The organism is Ningiella ruwaisensis, from assembly GCF_004798935.1.
GTDB lineage: Bacteria > Pseudomonadota > Gammaproteobacteria > Enterobacterales > Alteromonadaceae > Glaciecola > Glaciecola ruwaisensis.
Window position 1 is genome coordinate 440417 of record NZ_RAHT01000001.1, and the last position, 20133, is coordinate 460549.

Consider the following 20133-nt stretch of genomic DNA (forward strand, 5'->3'; position numbering starts at 1 on the left):
ATCTTTTAGATGGCCTCAAATGGCAATTTTAGCGGATGGCAGCAGCCCCGTGAAACATAGTGCGCAGAGGACATACTCTGTAATGTTTTGAAAATAAAGTCTTTTGCGTATGACTTTGCAAAAAAAGCAACCCGCTAAGGTTGCTTTCTCAAAAGGGTAAATAAAGTTTTAAGGCTCTAAAGCCGCGCAGCTAATTTGGTGCCCTGGTCAATGGCTCGTTTTGCATCAAGCTCGACTGCTACGTCTGCACCACCAATAAGATGATGAGATACATTTAGACCTTCAGCGAGCTGTTTTAGCGGTAGTTGTCCGGCGCAAATAACAATGTTATCCACATTTAATGTTTGTGGCTCGCCATTGACGGTAATATGCAAACCTTCGTCATTAATTTTTACGTATTCAACGCCTGCCAGCATTTTAACGCCTTTCATCATCAGTCCCGCTCGATGAGCCCAGCCAGTCGTTTTACCTAAGCCTGCGCCCACTTTTGTGGTTTTTCGCTGAAGCAGAAAAATTTCACGGGGAGAAGGCTCTGGCTGAGGACGCATGCCTTCCACACCACCACGGGCTTTAAGATCCATGTCGATGCCCCACTCTTTCATAAAGGCAGGAATATTGGTAGAAGTAGACACTTTGCCATGAGACAAAAATTCAGAGGTATCAAAGCCTATGCCGCCAGCACCAATTACGGCTACCTTCTGACCAACCGGCTTTTTGTACTTGAGAACGTCTATATAGCTCAGCACTTTTGGATGATCAATACCCGGAATGTCTGGAATGCGTGGCTCTATCCCCGTTGCAAGAATTACCTCATCAACACCCATGTCATTAAGCATCTTCGCATCCACACGCGTATTAAGCTTTACTTCCACACCATGCAGTTGCAGCTGTACTTTGAAATAGCGAATAGTTTCGTAAAACTCTTCTTTACCCGGAATTTGTTTAGCTATATTAAATTGCCCACCAATCTCGCTATCTGAATCAAACAGGGTCACTTTGTGGCCGCGTGAGGCCGCTGTGGTAGCGGCAGCTAGACCGGCCGGTCCTGCGCCCACAACGGCTATTTTTTTGATTTGTTCAGCGGGTTTTATTTCAAGTTCTGTTTCGTGACACGCGCGCGGATTGACCAAACAGCTTGTCATCTTGCCCGCAAATACGTGATCCAAACAAGCCTGGTTGCATCCAATACAGGTATTTATCTGGCTTGCCTGATTGCGCTGGGCTTTAATTACAAATTCAGGGTCAGCTAAAAACGGGCGCGCCATGGAAACCATATCGGCGTCGCCTCTGGCTAGCACTTCTTCGGCAACCTCCGGCGTATTTATTCGATTTGAGGTAATCACTGGGATGTTAAGCGCTTTTCTGAATTTGGCCGTTACCCAGGTAAAGGCGGCGCGAGGCACTTTTGTGGCAATCGTGGGAATGCGGGCTTCATGCCAGCCAATACCAGTGTTGATAATTGTTGCGCCTGCCTTTTCAATGCGTAAACCCAGCTCTACCACTTCATCATAAGTGCTTCCACCCTCTACAAGGTCTAGCATTGAAAGGCGATAAATAATGATAAAACGTTCGCCCACTGCTTCACGAACACGTTTAACCACTTCAATAGGCAAACGAATGCGATTTTCATACTCGCCGCCCCATTCGTCTTTGCGCTGATTGGTACGCTCAACAATAAACTGGTTCAAAAAGTAACCTTCAGAGCCCATTATCTCTACACCGTCATAGCCGGCACGTTTCGCCTGCATAGCGGTGAATACAAAGTCCTCTATCTGTTTCTCTATCTCTTCGCTAGTCAGCTCTTTTGGCACGTATGGGTTTATCGGTGCCTGAATTGCAGATGGCGCAACCAGATTTTTATTATACGCATAGCGCCCTGTATGCAGAATTTGCATACAAATCTTACTGCCTGCCTCATGCACTGCGTCGGTAACTTCTTTATGGTTAGCAACCGCCTGGTCAGAGTCTAGTCGACGAGTCACCGCGTGAGTGGCGCCCTCATCGTTAGGGCCAATACCACCCGTTACAATCAGCGCAACGCCCCCTTTTGCCCGCTCTTTAAAAAACGCTGCCATGCGCTTATGACCGTCTGGGAGTTCTTCAAGCCCCGTGTGCATGGAGCCCATGATGATTCGGTTATTTAAGGTTGTAAAACCTAAATCCAGGGGTTTGAATATATGTGGGTAGGGTGTATCAACAACTGCATTCATAAAATAACCTTTTCAACAATTGGCTTAATCAACGAGATTGTTCGGCAAGTTTTCGCGAAAATCACTCCAGAGTTTGCCGCTTTCAACGCCGTATCTTCGAACTACGGCAACCACTTTGTCTGGATCATCCTCATCAAGCACCTTGAGTAACTGTTCGTAATATTTGATCGCCACTTCTCTTGCCGCCTGTTCAGAAAAAAACAAACCGCCCAATTTGGCATAAATATTCTTAAAGCCGTTCATCATAAGTACGTAAACAGGATTATTTGAAGCAAACGCTAAGTCGTGATGCATTTGATAGTCGTGTTGTGCAAATGCAGCACCTTCGTGCTGAACTGTTTTATAGCGCTCAATAATTTCACGACTTTTCTCCGGCGCTTGTCTAAAGGCACCGCGAATAAAAACCGCGCTTAAATTAGTGCGCGCTGAGAGTAAATTATCCAAAAGAGCAGGTTGCCCCTCCTGGTCAAGCCTGGCCAGTGTTTCAAGGATGTTAAGGCCACATGTTTCCCAGTAATTATTTACTTTTGTTGGCTTACCGTGTTGTATGGTCAACCATCCATCTCTGGCTAATCGCTGTAACACCTCACGAAGCGTTGTGCGAGTTACGCCTATAAGTTCTGATAACTCTCGCTCTGCTGGCAGTATCGTACCGGGTGGGAATCGCCCGCTCCAGATGGACTCAACAATGTATTCTTCAGCAAATCCAGCAGGGCTTTGAGACTTATAAATCATAGTTGCTCTTATTTTTATTAACGTCTTATTAACTGATTGTACCAGATGATAAAGACAAGGAAAGCTTTAAAATTTTAAAATCGTGCTCTTTGCACAAGTTGCATTTTCTGACTTTCGGGTTACATTACACAAGCTTGAAGCTAAGTTTTTGGAAAACGAATAAAAAATGGAAAAAATTACCGGTATTTTATCGCAGTTAAGCAGTAGCCGCGCTCTATGGGGCTTTGTATTTGTTTCTGCGCTTTCGCTTTTATTGGCTGCCCTTTATTTTCAACATGTTTTAGGTCATGCACCTTGTGTTAAATGTATTTATCAGCGTACGGCGGTTATCCTCATTGCTATTGCGGCAGTTTTTCCATTATTCAGTAAGCACATAATCATCCGTTTATTCAGTCTTGCACTTTGGGGAGCTGCTGCCATATGGGGATTAATTGTGGCAAATGAACACTTGGATGTTATCTTCCCAGACAGTTTTTTTGTACCACCCTGCCCCTTATTTCCTGAGTTTCCGGGTTTTATGCCACTGCATGAATGGTTGCCGAAGATTTTTGATGCACCTGGTTTTTGCGATAATAACGATTGGCAGTTTTTGTCGATGGGCATGCCTGAATGGATGCGGATAATTTTCAGTTTGTATATTGCAGGATGGGTATTTGCCCTTTTAGCGCATGGGGCATATATTGCAGCGTTTATTCAATCTCGCAAAGCGGCCAGGTAACAATATAATCTTCAAATTCATTGATATCGACGTTTTGCTCACTCACCACTTTGTTGCGTACGCTAATTCCAAGCGTATGCATTTTCGTTTTTTTGCCTTTATTTAACAAAGGATGCCACGAAGCTAAGCCTTTCCCCTCATGCATACGCCTATAGCTGCATGATGGCGGCATAAAGTAGATGCTGTTTAAATTCTCTTTTGTAAGCGTTACGCAGTCAGGCACTAATTCTGAACGATTGTCATAAGACGTGCAGGCACAGCTTTTATCATTTAATAGATAACACGCGATGTTGGTATACATAATATCGCCGTCTTCGGCCGGGATCTCACTTACCGCCATGCCCTCTTCTATGTTTTCATCGTCAATGAACTTGTGCAGACAACATCGCGCGCAACCGTCACAAATAGCTTCCCACTGCTCTTTGTTCATATTCTCAAGCTTTGTGGTTTCCCAAAATCGGGACTCAATTAGTGCTGAGGTGTACGGCACGGATTTGCTGTCTTTTTTAGCCATTTGTATGTGTTTTCAACCTCAAGGTGTACGATTATCAGGTGTTTTTTAACACTACTTGCGCATTCACACAAAAATAATCAATAAGTTTTATTTCCAGCTTGTCCTGATCATGTAAAGGACCCACTCCTTTAGGCGTGCCAGTAAGCACGATATCTCCAGCTTGCAGACTAAAGAGCTTGGAAATATGGCTGATCAATTGGGGAACTTTATGCAGCATTAAATCAGAGTTTCCCGACTGACGAAGCTCTCCGTTCACTTTTAAGGTAAAGTTAAACTGTTGATTTTCATAATTGATAGGATAAAAACCCGATACAGGACAGCTCCCATCAAAGGCTTTTGCCCGCTCCCAGGGCTGACCTTTTTCTTTCAAGCGGCTTTGCACATCCCTTAAGGTAAGATCTAAGGCCAATCCAACCCCTGATATCGCCTTGCTTGCTTCATCTTCAGTGGCAGATGAGAGATTTTTACCGATGAGAAAGGCCAGCTCCAGCTCATTATGGCAAGCGCCAAAATCATTTGGGATCACTAGCGGCTTATCTAATTCAGCTATCGCAGATGCAGGCTTGATAAAAAGTACAGGCTCTTCACTCGGCGCGTTTCCAAGCTCTTGTATATGATCGAGATAATTTCGACCAACACAAACCGCTTTATTGATGATTAGCGCAGACGAGTCTGGTCCCTCAGTAAATAGCTTCTCTCCGGTGTGTGATTTTGCTTGCACGTACATCGGGTTAAATTTCCTTGGCAATTCGTTCAGACAGGTAGGCAACCGAAATTCCAAAATAATAGGAACGATTCCACTTCATCAAGGTTTCAAAATTATTGTACACCAAATAGACTCGCCCATCGGGACCGTCGGGCAGGATCAAAGCTGCTTGCATATCCACCTCGGGTAAGAGACTACCGTCAAATCGCCGAACTCCTAAGTCGCTCCATGCTTGCAGCGATTTTTTACGCGTTTGACTTAAACCTTCCAATGAAGAAATACGCTCTTTTGGAAAAGTATCACTGAGCTTAACTTGTCTTCCCCAGGTTTGGTCGCCTCGCCAACCCTCTTTACTTAAATAATTGGCGATAGAAGCAAAGACATCTTCTGGTGTATTCCAGATATCTTTTTTACCGTCCCCGTTTGCATCAACAGCATAAGTTAAAAAGGAACTTGGCATAAACTGGCTTTGTCCCATTGCTCCTGCCCAGCTCCCGTTGAAGTTCTCCAGTGAAATGTGCCCTTGTTTTAAAATCTCTAGCGCAGCAAAAAATTGCGTTTTAAATAGATGCTCTCTTCGTCCTTCATGCGCCAGCGACACCAAAGATGAAATAACGGGATGGTTTCCCTGAATTCGACCAAAATTGCTCTCATTTCCCCATAAAGCAACGATGAATCGAGGTTGGACTTGATATTTTTTTGCTACTCTCTCAAATAAGTCTTTATGCAAGTTATATTGCTCAAGCGCTTGCTTCACTTTCCAGTCGGGCACGCGTGTTTCAAGATAGTTATCCAGTGTGAGACGTCTTTCCGGCTGATTTCGATCTGCCTTCACTACGGTCTCGCGTTGCTTAATGCTTGCAAAAATGGGATTTAAAAAATCCGCATCATAGCCTTTTTGCAAAGCTTCATTTTTCAGGCTCTCAACATAATCTTCAAAGGCTAAGCGCTTGGCATCTTGCGCGCTCACTGCTTGACTGCTAGTGAAAACACAAAATGCCAAACACAATATTAATAATTGCCTTACCATCTTACCCTTTCTCACCCGTTTGATTCATTGTTCGTATTTTTATTACTAAGTCCAAGAGATGCGCGATAACTTTGCAATAAATTTTCAGGCTTTGGAGGCATTTGTAAATAATAGCCCTGCTCGTTCATCGATTCTAAAAAGCGTTCTCGCTCAATACCGGCAATGCGTGGACGTTTATTCGCTGGAACAAGCATAACAAATTGAGGTTGGCCGAACACACTTAACAAAGATTCGGGCACATCCGAAAAGTCGTCTTTTTCTTTTACATACAGATAAGTATCCGCTTTTTTCTTGGATTTATAAACGGCGCAGAGCATGGTATTTCGCTTGAGTTCCTTGTTTTGATGAGACACTGTTGTTTGCAGCTTGTTCATGACCAGCTTGATTATTGCTGCCATGTTTGTCGTTCGCGTGCTGGTCGCGATAGTCAAAATGCTGCTCAAGCGCATCAATTACAAGCGGCCTTCTCCAGGCAGACAGCAAATCAGGTTTAATGCCTTGCAAGGCGCACTCATCGAGGCTAAACCAGCACCATTTAAGCACTTGTGTAAGCTGCTTTTTAGATGCCAGCACAGCTTCTGGTATATTGTGTTGCCGTGCGCTTGTATCGACTATTGCTTTTAAGTCAGACATGGCTTTTTTGTAAGAAGAGAATTCCATTAATCGCTTTACGCGAGGCGGATATTCGCTTTCGTCAGCTGCATTCGCTTTTTCAACAATTGCGATAATCGTGTTCCCATATAAACGGATTTGTTTACCGAAGAGCGCGTGAAGCTGATGAAGTTGAGAGATATTCAACGGAAGCTTTTGCGCAATTTCAATCATACTCGACTCTTTGATGATAAAATTAATCGCTACGTTCTGTTCTCTGGCCAGTTCCATGCGCCATTTTGCCAAAAGCTTAAAAGCCAATAAATGCTTACCGCGCAACTTCCAGTTATTAGAATACAGCAGGTAAGCGTATTCAGCAGGAAACAACGTGGTTTTCTTGTGAATTAACTGCTGCGATTCTTGAATAACGCACTCATGCAGTCCCTGTGTTTGTATTTGCTCGTTTAGAACCTGGTATGCGGCAAGTAAGTAGGTCACATCTGCGGCGGCATAGGACAACTGACTATCCGATAGAGGGCGTGCAATCCAATCGGTTCGCGACTCACCTTTATCCAACGAGATGTCGAACATTTCTGAAACAAGATTTGCATAGCCTATGCTGGCACCTTTTCCCAGCAAACTGGCTGCAAACTGAGTGTCAAAAAGAGGTTGGGGAACCGTGCCTAAATTACGATGCAAAGCATCAATATCCTCAGAACAGGAATGAAGGACTTTAGTGATGTTTTGATTATTCAATAAATCGCAAAATGGCGTTAAATCATCAATAAGCACAGGATCGATAAGAGCCAAATGATGGCCATCAAAAACCTGGATCAAACCCAGGTCGGGATAAAGCGTGCGAGTCCGCACGAATTCAGTATCCATTGCAAATGCGCTTACTGCACTTAGAGACTCACATAGTTTTCTAAGCGACTGTGAATCGGTAATGTACGTAAACGCCAGATTGTCTAACTTGCCAACGTCTACGCTATTCACAGTTAATTCCATTGCGACGTATTGAAGTTTTAATCATCACGTAATTCACGTCGCAATATTTTGCCCACATTTGTTTTTGGTAATTCATCCTTAAACTCGACCGACTTGGGTACCTTATATCCTGTTAGCAAATCTTTGCAGTGTTTAATCACATCTTTCTCTGTCAGATTGGGGTCGCTCTTAACCACAAATAGCTTAACGACCTCTCCCGACACTTCGTGTGGTATCCCTACCGCGGCTGCCTCTAGCACACCATCGTGCATAGCGGCCACCTCTTCAATTTCGTTGGGGAAAACGTTAAAACCGGAAACTAAAATCATGTCTTTTTTACGATCTACAATATACAAAAATCCTTTTTCGTCCATTTTGGCAATATCACCTGTTGCCAGCCAGCCGTCGTTTATGACCTCGGCAGTTGCTTCGTCTCTGCCAAAATACCCAAGCATGACTTGTGGCCCTTTTACATACAACTCACCGGTTTCGCCAATTTCAAGCTCCTTGCCTTCTTCATCGCAGATTTTTACATCGGTAGAGGGCACTGGTATACCAATAGAGCCTCGATACTCGGTGGAACTAATAGGATTTACTGATACCACGGGCGAGCACTCAGTTAGTCCGTAACCTTCCACAAGCACTTTTCCGGTGACCGCCTGCCATTTTTCAGCAACCGGTCTTTGCACTGCCATTCCACCGCCAAGTCCGAACTTAAAGTGAGAATAATCAAGCTCTGCAAATCCTGGTGTATTTAGCAATCCATTAAATAAGGTATTTACGCCTGTTATCACAGCAAAAGGATACTTTTTTAGTTCCTTAACAAAGCCTTGCATATCGCGCGGGTTGGTAATCAGTAGATTTGGGCAACCGTATTTCAAAAACGTCAAACAGTTACTGGTGAGAGCAAAAATATGATAAAGCGGTAACGCGGTCACCACCATGTCTTTACCAGGCGTTACAGCGGCCTCTAAAATTCCGCTCACCTGCTCTAAATTAGCAACCATATTTCTGTGTGTTAGCATCGCGCCTTTCGATACACCGGTTGTCCCGCCGGTATATTGTAAAAATGCCAAATCAGAACTTTCTACGGACGGACGTTGATAGGTTTTGCTTTCCCCAATTGAAAGCGCCGATGAAAATGAACAGGTGTTGTTCAGTGAAAAAGACGGCACCATTTTTTTAATATATTTGACAACAAAATTGACCAGCCACTTTTTAGGAAATGGAAGCAAGTCGCCTAAAGACGTCAGAACCACATGCTTTACAGGCGTCTCGCTGACCACTTTTTCAAGGGTCGAGGCAAAATTCTCAACGATTACAATAGTAGATACTTTCGCATCATTCAATTGATGTTTTAATTCGCGAGCAGTATAAAGCGGATTAACATTCACCACCGTACAGCCTGCTCTTAGAACACCAAACAAGGCAACAGGGTACTGCAGTAAATTGGGCATCATTAAAGCAACAGTATCGCCTTTTTTTAAGCCTATGGATTGCAAATAGGCGGCGAATTGCATTGACAAAACATCAAGGTCCTCAAATGAGATCTTATGTCCCATGTTGATGAATGCGGTTTGGTTTGCGTATGTGCCGACTGCACTTTCAAAAATTTCTAGTAAGGAAGGAACGGTATCTGGGTTAATTTCAGCTTCAACTGACTCATCGTACTGATTGGTCCAAATTTTTTCCACAAAAATGCCCTATAGGTTTGCATGGATGCCAGACAAGAAAGGTCTGACCTTTTGTTAAACAACTTAATTCACTAATACTAATGGAGTATAGATAAAAATGAAATGGTCAAAAGTCTAATCTTTTACCCGTGCGCTCATCAAAGCCGGATTCAAGACACTTTTGAATGAAGGACGCGAGCGCTTTTGGTGAATCCATGTGCACATGGTGACCGCCATTAAATTCAACACATGTGAATTGTTTAAACGCTTGTTGTCGGGTCTCCAAAAGCTTTTTGATTTTAGTAAACCCCTGATTACCAAGCACTAAGTGGAAGGGGCACTGAAGGTTTTCAATTACATTCAAGGCTTGCTTTTCTGTAAATCGAAGGTAAGACTGAGTGCGCAGTCGCTTATCGGTGCGCCATTGTAATTGACCGTCTTTATCTTCAACATTTCGTTTCAAAATAATTTCTGCTTGCCACGCTTTTAAGTCGCTCACACGCATTCGGGCGGCCACTATTTGTTCAATTGAAGCTGGATGTTTAATCGCAGCACGCGCTTTCACTTGACTCAATATACTGGCGCGTATTTGCTCCACTGAACTTTCTTCACTTTGCGTCAGTGGCCCTATGCTTTCTATTGCAATGACCTGTCGCACTCGTTCTGGAAAGGCTGCTGCGACGATAGTCGAAACAATACCACCCAGCGAATGTCCTATGAGCACTACATTTTCGAGTTGATAATAAGATATGAGCGTATGAAGGTCAGCTACATAGTCTAATAGCGCATAGTGCTGGTTTGCTGGCCGATGGGCAGACTTGCCATGTCCTGCCAGGTCTATCGCTACTCCTGACAAGCCCTCTAGCGCCTCAATCAGAGGAATAAAGCTCGCGGCGTTATCCAGGTAACCGTGTAAGCATATAACAACTGGATTATCATTAGCTGTATGCTCAATTCCATTACCGAAAGATAAAGACGCGATCTGGTTTTCGAAAAGAAAGCGTTCTTGATAGTTCAATATGCTATTTCTTTTGTTAATTAACGTTTTTGCACGTTCTCAGGCGCCTTTGTACGTGCCCTCTTTGCTGAAGAGCTATACGATGGCCGACTGACAGACGCAGTTGATCTGGCGTTAGTCGAATTCGAACGATTAACCTGATTACTTCGCGGTTGGTTCACGGTGGCACCCTGAGAATGACCGTGCTTTTGGATCACGCGATATCGGGTCCTCTGATGATAAAACGGATCATACCATGGGCTCCACGCAGACCACGCGTAACCTCGGTGAAAAAACGGACCGTACATAAAAGGACTGAAACCAATTTGCTCAACCCTAACATCACTTTGCTGCTTCCACATGTAATAGCCAATTGCTTCAACCGTTGGGTAAGTATAATTTTGCTCGCCAATTATTCCATTCTGAGGTTGATTAACGGTTCCAATCACTGTTATCACGCGGTCAGGTTCAAAAACCAAAGGATCGATAAAACCATTTACTACTGCTTTGAATCTTCCAGGGCTCGCTTCACTTAAACGAGGCTTTCCGCTACCAGACTCAGGAAAATAGATTATTTCGATTTCTGATACGTCTTTTTTGTTCTCTACACTAACGATACGACCACCCCAACGGGCTTTTTCCCCAATGACGTTTTCAGCTTCGGGGTTAGCTAGCACATTTGAAAAGTTTACCAGTGGCACATTGTCGGCAATTTGAATAGGTTCTGGTACAGTGGAACAAGCGGATATCAGAAGCACTGATAAAAGAAAGATGATGCGGTTCATATGAAAACCTCTGAAATAACAACTAGCCTAAGACTCAGTTTACTACGTATCGTTCATTATAGACGATTTTCTGTAAGGTGTAAGTCTCTCGCTATGCGTAAAGATCTATGCCCATCAACTGACTAACCGCTTCACGCTTTAACGATACTTCAACCGCTTCATACGCTTGTAAGCTTTTTTGAACCTTGCTGGAAACGTCTGCATAGCTATTTGCACGTGAAAAAATAGCCTCTGCGTCTGAGAATGCTTGTTGAGAGCCTAATTTAATAATGTGTTTGCGATGTTGCTCAGTATTTTCCTGTTGCTGCTCAACTTGTGAAGGCGCCTTTCGTTTTGCATCACGGTTTACATCTGCATTGACATACAGACTGTGATTAATGTTCGAAATATTTTCCATGGCTTAGTAATCTCTTGTAGTTATTGTCGCTATTCTACTTATTCGGTAGCTTTTTCCATGTAACCTTATCGCGCAAATAGACGGGGGAAATATCTTCAACATTCACCGTGTTGCCGCTTTCAAGCATCTTTTTTGCTAGCGGCAACATATACTTTGCACTGGGATAGTTTACCTTGATTCCGTTAATTTGCAATTTTTCGCCAAGTTCTTGACGGTAAGCGTCAAATCCTGTGCCTGCAAAGCCAAACTCACTCATTATCGATTCGTGTTTTTCCGGAAGAATACGCGCAACGCGGTGAATGACATCAGCAGGTGGAATAACGGCTTCCTGACCCAACAGGCTTACAACGCCGGTTTGTAAATCGTATTCATATAAACCGAAATATACTTCACCCATGCGCGCATCAATGAGTGATAGGACATGCTTAACCTGGCAGCGCTTGGCACACTCCTGAGACATGGCGGCAAGGGTAGAAATTTCCAATACGGGCAAATCAGCGCCAAGTGCCAGTCCTTGTATTGTACTACTGGCAATACGCACGCCTGTGAAGCTTCCCGGACCTCGACCATAGGCCAGTGCATCCAAGTCAGAAACGTTTAGATTGTTGCGTGACAGCAGCTCATCAAGCATGGGTAAAATCCGCTGGCTTTGTTGTTGCGGACATACTTCAAAAATTTCATCGATAGTCACTTCGCCCTGCTCTTCAATTAAAAGCGCAGCACTACAGGCCTCAGTTGCGGTATCAATTGCCAATATTTTCATGCAGTTATTGTTCAACCTATATACTTATGTCTTTTAAAAAATCACACACTTTGTCAATCGAGCGTGTGCGCCTCATATCGGGTAGGGATGCAACAAACGTTTGGCCATACTGTTTTGTGAGTAATCGATTGTCACAAATCACGAGTACGCCTTTATCTTCGCTGTCTCGAATTAAGCGTCCAGCCCCCTGTTTTAAGGTAATGACCGCCTGAGGTATCTGAATGCTTGCAAAAGGATTGCCACCTTTATTCCGACAGTCTTTGATCCGCGCTTGCAGCAATGGGTCGTCTGGAGACGCAAAAGGAAGTTTATCAATTAATACACACAGTAAAGCATCCCCTTTGACATCCACACCTTCCCAAAAGGCACCCGTGGCAAAAAGCGCTGTTTCAGGCTCAGCTTTGAAGCGGGATAAAATGCTCGTTTTAGTGCTTTCACCCTGCACAAGTATCTTATGTTCAGTCTGTTCGCGCACTCGACGGGCAACCTCCCGCATCATATGATGGCTCGTGAACAATAAAAATATGCGACCTTTGCTGGCATCAATCAGTCTGATGGCGATTTCTACCAAATGAGTACTCATTTTTCTATCATTCGGCTCAGGTAGATAGCGAGGGACGCAAAGCATGGCCTGTGAGTCATAGTTAAATGGACTTCCCATTTCAAGATGGGATGCTTTTTCCAGTCCCATTAATTGCTGGTAATGGTCAAATGAGCCATTTACCGAAAGCGTTGCGGAGGTGAATACCCAAGCTGCATCGCTTTTTTCAACTATTTTTCGGAATTTTTCTGCAATGCTCAAAGGGGTGATGTGCAACACAATGTGCTTGCGCGTAGTCTCATACCAATAGCTCACATCGGGTGTCTTGGTTTGCATCAAACGTTTGAACGTTTCAGCAAGGCCTAAAAGCTTTTCTGCATACTGGTCGATATCTTTGTCACGTCCACTGTGGACATTGAGCACTGAGAGCAATTGAGTCAGTTGCCCATCTATATTGGACATAAGCGGCAACAAATTTCGTTTTTCCAGCGCTTCATCCCAATCTCCGCGCTTAGGGTCTTGCTCAAACGCCAAGCGCAAATCTGCAATAAGCTGTCGGGTTTTATCTGCAACTTGCTGAATTTGGTCTGCGTCTTTTAAGCTCACTCTTTGTTGCTTGCTTAAGTCATTGAGCAGATCATCGAGCTGTCTTGAAGATATCGCCTCTCCAAAGTATTCACTGGCAATATCTGGAATAAGGTGTGCTTCATCAAAAACGATCAAATCAACTTCAGGTATTAACTCGCCAAATCCACTTTCTTTTAAGGCCAAATCGGCAAAAAACAAATGGTGATTGACCACAATCACATCCGCTTCCATGGCTTTTTTACGTGCTTTCATCAAATAGCAATCTTGATAATCGCTACAGTCTTTGCCAAGACAGTTGTCCACAGTTGAGGTTACTAAGGGAATCACTTTGGCATTATCAGGCAAGGAAGAAACTTCCGAGATGTCTCCCGATTGGGTCGTTAAGCTCCACTTTTTGATGATGCTGTATTCGTTTAGCGTTTCTTTTTCCAATCGCATGTGTTCACCGCCGTTCAATCTTAAACGATGTATACACAAATAATTGGCACGCCCTTTTAACAATGCGGTATCCTGGGTTTTATCTACTGCATTTTTAATCAAAGGAAGGTCTTTGCTGTAAAGCTGCTCTTGCAGGTTTTTTGTTCCGGTTGATATGATCACCTTCTTTTTTGAAAGTAAGGCAGGAATAAGATAGGCAAAGGTTTTACCGGTTCCGGTTCCAGCCTCTGCAATAAGCGCAGACTTATTTTCAATGGCTTTTGCAACAGCTTGTGCTAACTCTACTTGAGGCTCTCGGACTTTGTAGCCAGCAATAATGTTAGCAAGCGGGCCATCATCTTGAAAAAAGTCTTTCACTTTTTTCATATTGCACTTATCCCCTTTGATACATTCAACTTCATTTATCACAAAAAAACGCACCTGAAGTAAACACAACAGGTGCGATTGCAAATAGCATATTCGACTTAAGAATATACCGCGTTTTGACGTTTATCTAAACAGTACTTTCTCTTTGTTGAACCAATATACGCAAAAGGCAATTAATGCTCCGGCGATTAGAACAGAAGAACAGAAAATGGCAAACAATTGCACATAATCCATTGTTCCTTTTATTAATTCTTTTATTGCTAATGCTACGTTTGTGAGCGGAACCCAAGCCCAAATCCCTTTTAGCTCAATACCGGGAACCGCAGCAATCAATACCGGTACGATAACGGCAAACACCAAAGGCGTCATATAGCCTTGCGCCTCTTTGTATGAACGGGCATATATTGATAACGAAAGTAAAATGGCGGCAAACATGGAAACAATGGGTACCAGCATTAAAAACACTAGCATCACATCGATGGTGCCAATACTGGCAATAAAGCTCGACACAAATTCTATCGCCATTCCCTGGGCTAAAATAACTCCCCAAACCGCCATACTTAGTACGGTAACAAGAGCAGAAACTACACCTGCGGTGGCAATGGTCAAAAACTTACCAAGCACGATGTCGGTGCGGCTTATCGGAGAAAGCAACAGCGTTTCCAAAGTACCCCGCTCTTTTTCACCTGCGCCAATATCAGCAGCAGGCAGCATCGCCCCCTGTAAGCATAAAATAAAAAGTATATAGGGGATCATTCCGCCAATGGTTGCTCCCACGCTCTCGCGCTTGTCTGCAACATTGACTTTTTCAAGCACCATTGGGTCTAAAAGAGTCACTTGCTGAGACTCGTCCATACCAAGGCGCGAAAACGCGTCACGCTGAAATTGCGTCTCAAACTCATCAATCACATCATTCAATCGTTGCTGGACAGAGTTCAACTCAGCGTCATTAAGATAAATTTTAAATACAATCTGGCCAGACTTTTCGATAAGGGGACTGAAATTATCAGGAATAGCAATGATAAAGTCCAAGCTTCCGGCCTTAATTTGCGCCTTTAAAGCTTCTTCATCTGACGCATCAACATCTAATGTTTGTAGCGCAAGATTGTCTACTTCCTGAAATTTCTCCACCAGCTCAGGTGCATATTCCTGCCCCACTATTGCATAAGATAACGATTTGGTTTGCGCTTCTTCCATCGCCTGAGACGTGAAATAAATCACACCACCAAAAAGCACAGGAAAGACCACTATAGGCAAAGCGACCATAAAAAATAGGGTTTTACGGTCTCGTAACAGCTCTAAAATTTCTTTTTTAAAAATCATCCACATCTTAGGCGACTCCCTGTTTTAAGCTTGCCATAAATGACGCATGCAATCCGTCGTTCGAAAGTGCTTTAAATTCATCCAAACTGCCGTCAAAGGTGGTTTCACCATGATCGATGACGGTAACCGAATCACATAATTCGGTGACTTCTTCTAAATGATGAGTTGAAAAAATAACGGGCACAGATTGCGCCTTTAGATCGCGGATAAAATCGATAACAGTTTTTGCAGCCATAATATCCAGGCCAGTGGTCGGTTCGTCTAAAATTACGACATCAGGGCTGTGCACAACGGCTCTGGCAATGGAGGTTTTTTGCTTCATTCCGGTGGAGTAAGTTTCGCTTCGTCTATCAAGAAACGAGTGCATGTCCAGCTTATTGCCTAGCTCTTCTATCTTCTGATTAATATCGGCTTCTTTCATGCCGTTGAGACGACCAAAATAGGCAATATTTTCACGGCCCGTCAATCGCCCATATAGCCCGGTCGAACCTGACAAAAAGCCGATTTTTTTCCGTGCCTGAACAGGCTCTTTTATGACATCAGTATCACCAATCTGAATACTGCCAGCATCAGGTTGAAGTGCAGTTGACAGTAGTCTCAGAGTAGTGGTTTTGCCAGCTCCATTAGGCCCAAGTAAACCAAGTACTTGTCCTTTTTCACAGCGTAAATGTACGCCTTTAACCGAGTGAAAAAACTTTCCTTGTAAGCGTGGGTCTTTTTTATCTTGTTCGCTGAGTTTTTTGGGGTTTTCTACTTTAAATTTTTTAGCTAATCCGGAAATACTTATCATTATTTATCTCATCCGTGTATTTTGCGAAGCTATGAACGATTTGCTGTAAGAGCGAGTAGTTTGGTGCTTTTAAGCGCGACATTAGCTTAAGCTATATTAAAACGATTTTCGACCTATTTTGACCCTGTTTAAGGCATTTAACCGCGTCTAATTGTGTGAAGATGTTTCGTTTTAGCAAAAATGACACATTTTTTAACACTTTTGAAAAACTGAACCTTGAGTCAGGCTTGTGCTACCGGCACTTTAACTACATAATTCTGCGTAAATGTAAATCACCATCAAAGGAACGACTATGCAAGAACAACAAACACTGGAAGTTACCAACCCATTTCAAGCTGCTTCCGAAATTTTTTATAAACCAACTAATGTATTTAAAGCGCTTGCAGTGAAAGACAACTGGTCATGGATACCTTTTATTCTCATAATTTTAGTGTCTTGTGCGCCTGCATATTTATATTTTAGCGTTGTTGACTTTGACTGGTACGCAACGCAGGCGGCGCTGATGCAAAATCCTGAAGGCTCGCCAGCTGAACTTGAAGCAATGAAGAACTTCATGGAGCCGGGCTCGACACAAATGTTCGTTATCCTTGCGGTAGTTATTGGTACGCCAATCGTGTTTGCTATTCTTGCAGGTTATTACACACTCGTGACACGTAACGATGAAAAAAGCCTGCAAGGCTTTACTGATTGGTACGGCGCAATGTGGTGGATGGCATTACCTGCAGTAATAAGCGCAGTAATTTCAAGCCTGTATTTGGTCATGCAACCCATCGATGCTCAAATACCGCAATCTGCAATGGCTCCCCTTTCCCTCGCTTTTCTGTTTGGTATTGATATGAGCCACAGTCTTTATGGATTGCTGGAAAGTATTCGTCTCGATACATTTTGGTCTATTGCTTTAGGCGCAATTGCACTTAATACATGGACGAATTTTAGCATGCTCAAATCAATCATCATTGCAATCATCCCCGGTGCAATTGTTTGGTCGATTACGCTAGCGGTCGCGCTCGCTTAGCTTAAAATTTCGATCCTGAGAGCGTTCGGATGGATGCGGCATAAAATAGTTTTTATTGTCATAAAATGCAGCGTCTTGCGCTGCATTATGCCAATTTGGTATTCCTAAAATTGGCATGGGCCTGAATGCTTTTTTCTGCTCAAATATGTTGTTTTCAATAAGGGTTTGCAACAATAGTTTGTCGATAGTTTCAGTGAATCCGAGTATCCGATTCGCGCTTTCTTCTATCTTCTCTGAGTCTTCTGTCCAAGCATTGTTTTCCGCTTTGATTAATTCGCTCTGTCTAAGAGCGGTTGCGTTATTAATCACCAGCACCTTGGCGGTGAGGCCAATAAAAGGTTTGCACAACATTTCCAGATTAGCGTGACCAAAATGGACAGGTAAAACTCCGTTTTTCGCTGCAAACCATGCCTTACGATTTGTGATAAAAAGCTCCTTCCATTGATGCGTATTTAACGATGCTTCTGCAAAGTCACTGTCATTAATTAAAACCATACCGCATTCATCAAAATGGGTGGCCCGGTCTCGCGCTGCTGTGCGCTTTTTCAGTCCGAATTGCTGAATATCTTGCCAATGAAGCTCATTTAAATAGGCTTTAGTACGCGGGAACTGAAACCACATTAGTCCATTAAAAAAGTCATGCCAGCTATTTTTACGCGTGGGTATGCACTTATCTTGATAAATGATTTGCTCGTAATATCGACTGTCTCGCAGACTATCCTGGTCAACAAAATCATAGGCTAAGTTGGGAGCAAACTGCTTTTTTAGCGCTTGCAGGTAATCAGCTGACAGAAATCCCTTAGATTGAAAGGCTGCATTTGAAATGCTTATAAAGGGCAGAACTTGCGCAAAAGCTTGAGCGTTTGCCTGACTGGGTAATCTTGTATGAATGATGAATTCCCTTATACTTAGGAAGTTAAGCTTATATGCAAGCATTTGTGCTTGTGTACTAATTATAAAAAACGGTAATGCATATTGAAAGCATTGACTTTACTATGACCTTATCAATACCTCGGGATGAAATATGAAACTCGGTTTACTTAAAAGTTTAAGCAGCATGCCTCAAAGCCAGGGCAAAAAGCGACGTTCCTCGCACCTATTTATTGGCTTAACTGTTACAATAGCAAGCCTTTTGAGCGCCTGCTCCCAGCCACAGTCTGGTGCAGAACCAGCCAATGAGACTAAAACGACTTCAGTACAAAGCTCACAAGAACAAGCGTCTGAATCTTTTTTAGACGCCTACAATAGTATTTCAAGCGAGCGTATTCGCGAAGATATCAAAACGCTGGCGTCAGATGAATTCGAAGGACGCCTTCCCACAACCGCTGGAGAAGAAAAAACCCTCGATTTACTCACCAAAGCATTCAGTGAAGCAGGTTTTGAGCCTGGCAACGGAGATAGCTACCTTCAGCAAGTTGATTTGATGCAAATTACTGCAGATGAAGACATGATCTTATCGATGGGCGATAATACGTTCAACTACAAAGAAAATATGGTCGCAAGCTCCAAGCGAGAGGTCGACAGCATCGAACTTAAAGATTCCCCCATCGTATTTTTAGGTTATGGCGTGAATGCTCCCGAATATGACTGGAATGATTATGCCCAGACTGATGTGACGGGTAAAACGGTGATTGTACTTGTGAATGACCCGGGCTTTGCTGCCCCAGACTCGGGCAAGTTTCAAGGCAGCACGATGACCTATTATGGTCGCTGGAGTTATAAGTACGAAGAAGCTAGCCTGCAAGGTGCCGATGCCGTTTTTATCGTGCATGAAACTGCACCTGCTTCCTATGGTTGGTCAGTTGTTGCCAATAGCTGGAGCGGCCCTCAATATGGTTTAGTAAGTCCAGATAAAGGCGAGAGCCGCGTTAAGGTTGAAGGATGGATTTCGCGGGAAGCAGCGGAAAAAGTATTTGCAGATGCAGGTCTTAATTTTGAAGAAGAGAAGGCGAAAGCACTTGAGGGGCCTTACGCCAAAGCGCTTGATTTAAACGCTTCGATTACTGTAAAAAACAGTATTGAAAAATCCAAGAGCTATAATGTATTTGCAAGCTTACCGGGAAGCGAGTTCCCTGATGAGCATATCATTTACACCGCTCACTGGGATCATCTTGGTAAAGACGAAAGTAAAGAAGGGGACCAAATCTACAATGGTGCGCATGACAATGCCACTGGCACCGCTGCCATACTTGAAATGGCGCGAGCATTTGGAAAACTGGATACTGCACCTAAGCGCTCTATCAGCATGCTGGTGGTAACAGCTGAGGAACAAGGCCTATTAGGCTCAAAATACTACGCAGAAAACCCGGTTATTCCCCTGGAAAACACCGTTGCTAACATTAATATGGACGCGATGAATATTTTGGGTAAGACACGCGATGTTGCGGTTGTTGGAATGGGTAAATCTGAACTGGAAGACTATCTTCGAGATGCCGCAGCCAGACAAAGCAGAGTATTGACTCAGGAAGATAGACCTGAAGCCGGTTATTACTATCGTTCTGATCACTTTAGCTTCGCAAAGCTTGGCGTCCCTGCACTCTATGCAAAAGGTGGTACAGAGCCGGTAGATGAAGAAACCGCTCAGTACCGTAAACGCATGAACGTTATCGTAACCGGATGTTATCATCAGGTGTGCGATCAATATCGCGACAACTGGGACATTGAAGGCATAACGGAAGACACGCAAATGCTGTTTGAAGTTGGGTACGATGTGGCAAATGCTGAGAACTGGCCCAAATGGAATGCGAGCAGCGAATTTCAGCGCTAATATTTCTCGCTAAACTCTAAAACACTCCACCAAGCGATACGAAGGACACTTTTCGTATCGCTTTTTTTGTATTTAATACTTTTCTTGTGTTCAATGCTTCATAAACTAATAAAACCCTTGCATTTATTTTCGAGCATGGCACATTCACTATTCAGGAACATAATAATAAAAAGATAGCAAAAATTCGGGTCTCATACCC

General features: G+C 43.4%; 19 protein-coding genes. 3 read left to right on the forward strand and 16 right to left on the reverse strand.

Annotation, left to right across the window (positions count from 1 at the left end; genetic code table 11):
- Positions 1-176: 176 nt before the first annotated feature.
- Both D6V41_RS01810 and fadR read right to left on the reverse strand, forming a co-directional pair.
- Entirely contained in the window at positions 177-2210 is a 2034-nt protein-coding gene (locus D6V41_RS01810) for an NADPH-dependent 2,4-dienoyl-CoA reductase (RefSeq protein ID WP_136249777.1), read from the reverse strand.
- A gap of 24 nt (positions 2211-2234) precedes the next feature.
- The gene (gene fadR, locus D6V41_RS01815; RefSeq protein ID WP_136249778.1) at positions 2235-2945 is read right to left on the reverse strand and encodes a fatty acid metabolism transcriptional regulator FadR; all 711 of its coding nucleotides are present in this window, start codon (positions 2943-2945) and stop codon (positions 2235-2237) included.
- A 166-nt stretch (positions 2946-3111) separates the two neighbouring features.
- Here fadR and D6V41_RS01820 point away from each other — a divergent pair, with 166 nt between their 5' ends.
- Positions 3112-3663, forward strand: coding sequence for a disulfide bond formation protein B (locus tag D6V41_RS01820; protein WP_136249779.1), 552 nt, complete (start codon positions 3112-3114; stop codon positions 3661-3663).
- Here D6V41_RS01820 and D6V41_RS01825 read toward each other — a convergent pair.
- The 13 genes from D6V41_RS01825 to D6V41_RS01885 all read right to left on the reverse strand — a co-directional run bounded on the left by D6V41_RS01825 (position 3635) and on the right by D6V41_RS01885 (position 16152).
- Positions 3635-4177 (reverse strand): YcgN family cysteine cluster protein, encoded by a 543-nt coding sequence (locus tag D6V41_RS01825; protein ID WP_136249780.1) that lies wholly within the window; start codon positions 4175-4177, stop codon positions 3635-3637. The genes D6V41_RS01820 and D6V41_RS01825 overlap by 29 nt on opposite strands.
- 34 nt (positions 4178-4211) lie before the next feature.
- Positions 4212-4904 carry a fumarylacetoacetate hydrolase family protein gene (locus D6V41_RS01830; RefSeq protein ID WP_136249781.1) on the reverse strand — a complete coding sequence of 231 codons (693 nt, stop codon included), beginning with the start codon at positions 4902-4904 and terminating at the stop codon, positions 4212-4214.
- Positions 4905-4908: 4 nt separating this feature from the next.
- Positions 4909-5913: a lytic murein transglycosylase gene (locus D6V41_RS01835; RefSeq protein WP_136250066.1), complete on the reverse strand. Its 1005-nt coding sequence runs from the start codon at positions 5911-5913 to the stop codon at positions 4909-4911.
- 11 nt (positions 5914-5924) lie between these two features.
- Positions 5925-6230: a YcgL domain-containing protein gene (locus D6V41_RS01840; protein ID WP_136250067.1), complete on the reverse strand. Its 306-nt coding sequence runs from the start codon at positions 6228-6230 to the stop codon at positions 5925-5927.
- Complete coding sequence (gene rnd, locus D6V41_RS01845) at positions 6211-7500, reverse strand: ribonuclease D (RefSeq protein WP_168710932.1); 1290 nt, start codon at positions 7498-7500, stop codon at positions 6211-6213. Before rnd ends, D6V41_RS01840 begins: the two co-directional genes overlap by 20 nt.
- A gap of 29 nt (positions 7501-7529) precedes the next feature.
- Positions 7530-9185, reverse strand: coding sequence for a long-chain-fatty-acid--CoA ligase FadD (fadD, locus tag D6V41_RS01850; protein ID WP_136249783.1), 1656 nt, complete (start codon positions 9183-9185; stop codon positions 7530-7532).
- Between the two features lie 106 nt (positions 9186-9291).
- A complete protein-coding gene (locus D6V41_RS01855) occupies positions 9292-10182 on the reverse strand; it encodes an alpha/beta fold hydrolase (RefSeq protein WP_168710933.1) in 891 nt (296 codons plus the stop codon).
- A 20-nt stretch (positions 10183-10202) separates the two neighbouring features.
- Positions 10203-10946 carry a Slp family lipoprotein gene (locus D6V41_RS01860; RefSeq protein ID WP_136249785.1) on the reverse strand — a complete coding sequence of 248 codons (744 nt, stop codon included), beginning with the start codon at positions 10944-10946 and terminating at the stop codon, positions 10203-10205.
- Between the two features lie 91 nt (positions 10947-11037).
- A complete protein-coding gene (locus tag D6V41_RS01865; RefSeq protein WP_136249786.1) occupies positions 11038-11343 on the reverse strand; it encodes a hypothetical protein in 306 nt (101 codons plus the stop codon).
- Positions 11344-11377: 34 nt separating this feature from the next.
- A complete protein-coding gene (tsaB, locus tag D6V41_RS01870) occupies positions 11378-12106 on the reverse strand; it encodes a tRNA (adenosine(37)-N6)-threonylcarbamoyltransferase complex dimerization subunit type 1 TsaB (protein WP_136249787.1) in 729 nt (242 codons plus the stop codon).
- Positions 12107-12122: 16 nt separating this feature from the next.
- Positions 12123-14039, reverse strand: coding sequence for a DNA repair helicase YoaA (locus tag D6V41_RS01875; RefSeq protein ID WP_136249788.1), 1917 nt, complete (start codon positions 14037-14039; stop codon positions 12123-12125).
- 123 nt (positions 14040-14162) lie between these two features.
- Positions 14163-15368 carry an ABC transporter permease gene (locus D6V41_RS01880; RefSeq protein WP_136249789.1) on the reverse strand — a complete coding sequence of 402 codons (1206 nt, stop codon included), beginning with the start codon at positions 15366-15368 and terminating at the stop codon, positions 14163-14165.
- A gap of 1 nt (position 15369) precedes the next feature.
- Positions 15370-16152 (reverse strand): ATP-binding cassette domain-containing protein, encoded by a 783-nt coding sequence (locus D6V41_RS01885; protein WP_136249790.1) that lies wholly within the window; start codon positions 16150-16152, stop codon positions 15370-15372.
- A gap of 292 nt (positions 16153-16444) precedes the next feature.
- Here D6V41_RS01885 and D6V41_RS01890 point away from each other — a divergent pair, with 292 nt between their 5' ends.
- Positions 16445-17167 (forward strand): YIP1 family protein, encoded by a 723-nt coding sequence (locus D6V41_RS01890; protein WP_136249791.1) that lies wholly within the window; start codon positions 16445-16447, stop codon positions 17165-17167.
- On the opposite strand, the gene D6V41_RS01895 is transcribed toward D6V41_RS01890, so the two are convergent.
- Positions 17147-18103: a DUF3025 domain-containing protein gene (locus tag D6V41_RS01895; protein WP_136249792.1), complete on the reverse strand. Its 957-nt coding sequence runs from the start codon at positions 18101-18103 to the stop codon at positions 17147-17149. The genes D6V41_RS01890 and D6V41_RS01895 overlap by 21 nt on opposite strands.
- A gap of 121 nt (positions 18104-18224) precedes the next feature.
- Between D6V41_RS01895 and D6V41_RS01900 the strand changes: the two genes are divergently transcribed.
- Positions 18225-19934, forward strand: coding sequence for a M28 family metallopeptidase (locus D6V41_RS01900; protein ID WP_136250068.1), 1710 nt, complete (start codon positions 18225-18227; stop codon positions 19932-19934).
- Positions 19935-20133: the final 199 nt, after the last annotated feature.

Excerpts from the sequence above, each read along its gene's own strand:
- D6V41_RS01810 (WP_136249777.1), bottom strand. The coding sequence starts at position 2,210 with ATGAATGCAGTTGTTGATACACCCTACCCACATATATTCAAACCCCTG.
- fadR (WP_136249778.1), bottom strand. The coding sequence starts at position 2,945 with ATGATTTATAAGTCTCAAAGCCCTGCTGGATTTGCTGAAGAATACATT.
- D6V41_RS01820 (WP_136249779.1), top strand. The coding sequence starts at position 3,112 with ATGGAAAAAATTACCGGTATTTTATCGCAGTTAAGCAGTAGCCGCGCT.
- D6V41_RS01825 (WP_136249780.1), bottom strand. The coding sequence starts at position 4,177 with ATGGCTAAAAAAGACAGCAAATCCGTGCCGTACACCTCAGCACTAATT.
- D6V41_RS01830 (WP_136249781.1), bottom strand. The coding sequence starts at position 4,904 with ATGTACGTGCAAGCAAAATCACACACCGGAGAGAAGCTATTTACTGAG.
- D6V41_RS01835 (WP_136250066.1), bottom strand. The coding sequence starts at position 5,913 with ATGGTAAGGCAATTATTAATATTGTGTTTGGCATTTTGTGTTTTCACT.
- D6V41_RS01840 (WP_136250067.1), bottom strand. The coding sequence starts at position 6,230 with ATGCTCTGCGCCGTTTATAAATCCAAGAAAAAAGCGGATACTTATCTG.
- D6V41_RS01860 (WP_136249785.1), bottom strand. The coding sequence starts at position 10,946 with ATGAACCGCATCATCTTTCTTTTATCAGTGCTTCTGATATCCGCTTGT.
- D6V41_RS01865 (WP_136249786.1), bottom strand. The coding sequence starts at position 11,343 with ATGGAAAATATTTCGAACATTAATCACAGTCTGTATGTCAATGCAGAT.
- tsaB (WP_136249787.1), bottom strand. The coding sequence starts at position 12,106 with ATGAAAATATTGGCAATTGATACCGCAACTGAGGCCTGTAGTGCTGCG.
- D6V41_RS01875 (WP_136249788.1), bottom strand. The coding sequence starts at position 14,039 with ATGAAAAAAGTGAAAGACTTTTTTCAAGATGATGGCCCGCTTGCTAAC.
- D6V41_RS01880 (WP_136249789.1), bottom strand. The coding sequence starts at position 15,368 with ATGTGGATGATTTTTAAAAAAGAAATTTTAGAGCTGTTACGAGACCGT.
- D6V41_RS01885 (WP_136249790.1), bottom strand. The coding sequence starts at position 16,152 with ATGATAAGTATTTCCGGATTAGCTAAAAAATTTAAAGTAGAAAACCCC.
- D6V41_RS01890 (WP_136249791.1), top strand. The coding sequence starts at position 16,445 with ATGCAAGAACAACAAACACTGGAAGTTACCAACCCATTTCAAGCTGCT.
- D6V41_RS01895 (WP_136249792.1), bottom strand. The coding sequence starts at position 18,103 with ATGCTTGCATATAAGCTTAACTTCCTAAGTATAAGGGAATTCATCATT.
- D6V41_RS01900 (WP_136250068.1), top strand. The coding sequence starts at position 18,225 with ATGCCTCAAAGCCAGGGCAAAAAGCGACGTTCCTCGCACCTATTTATT.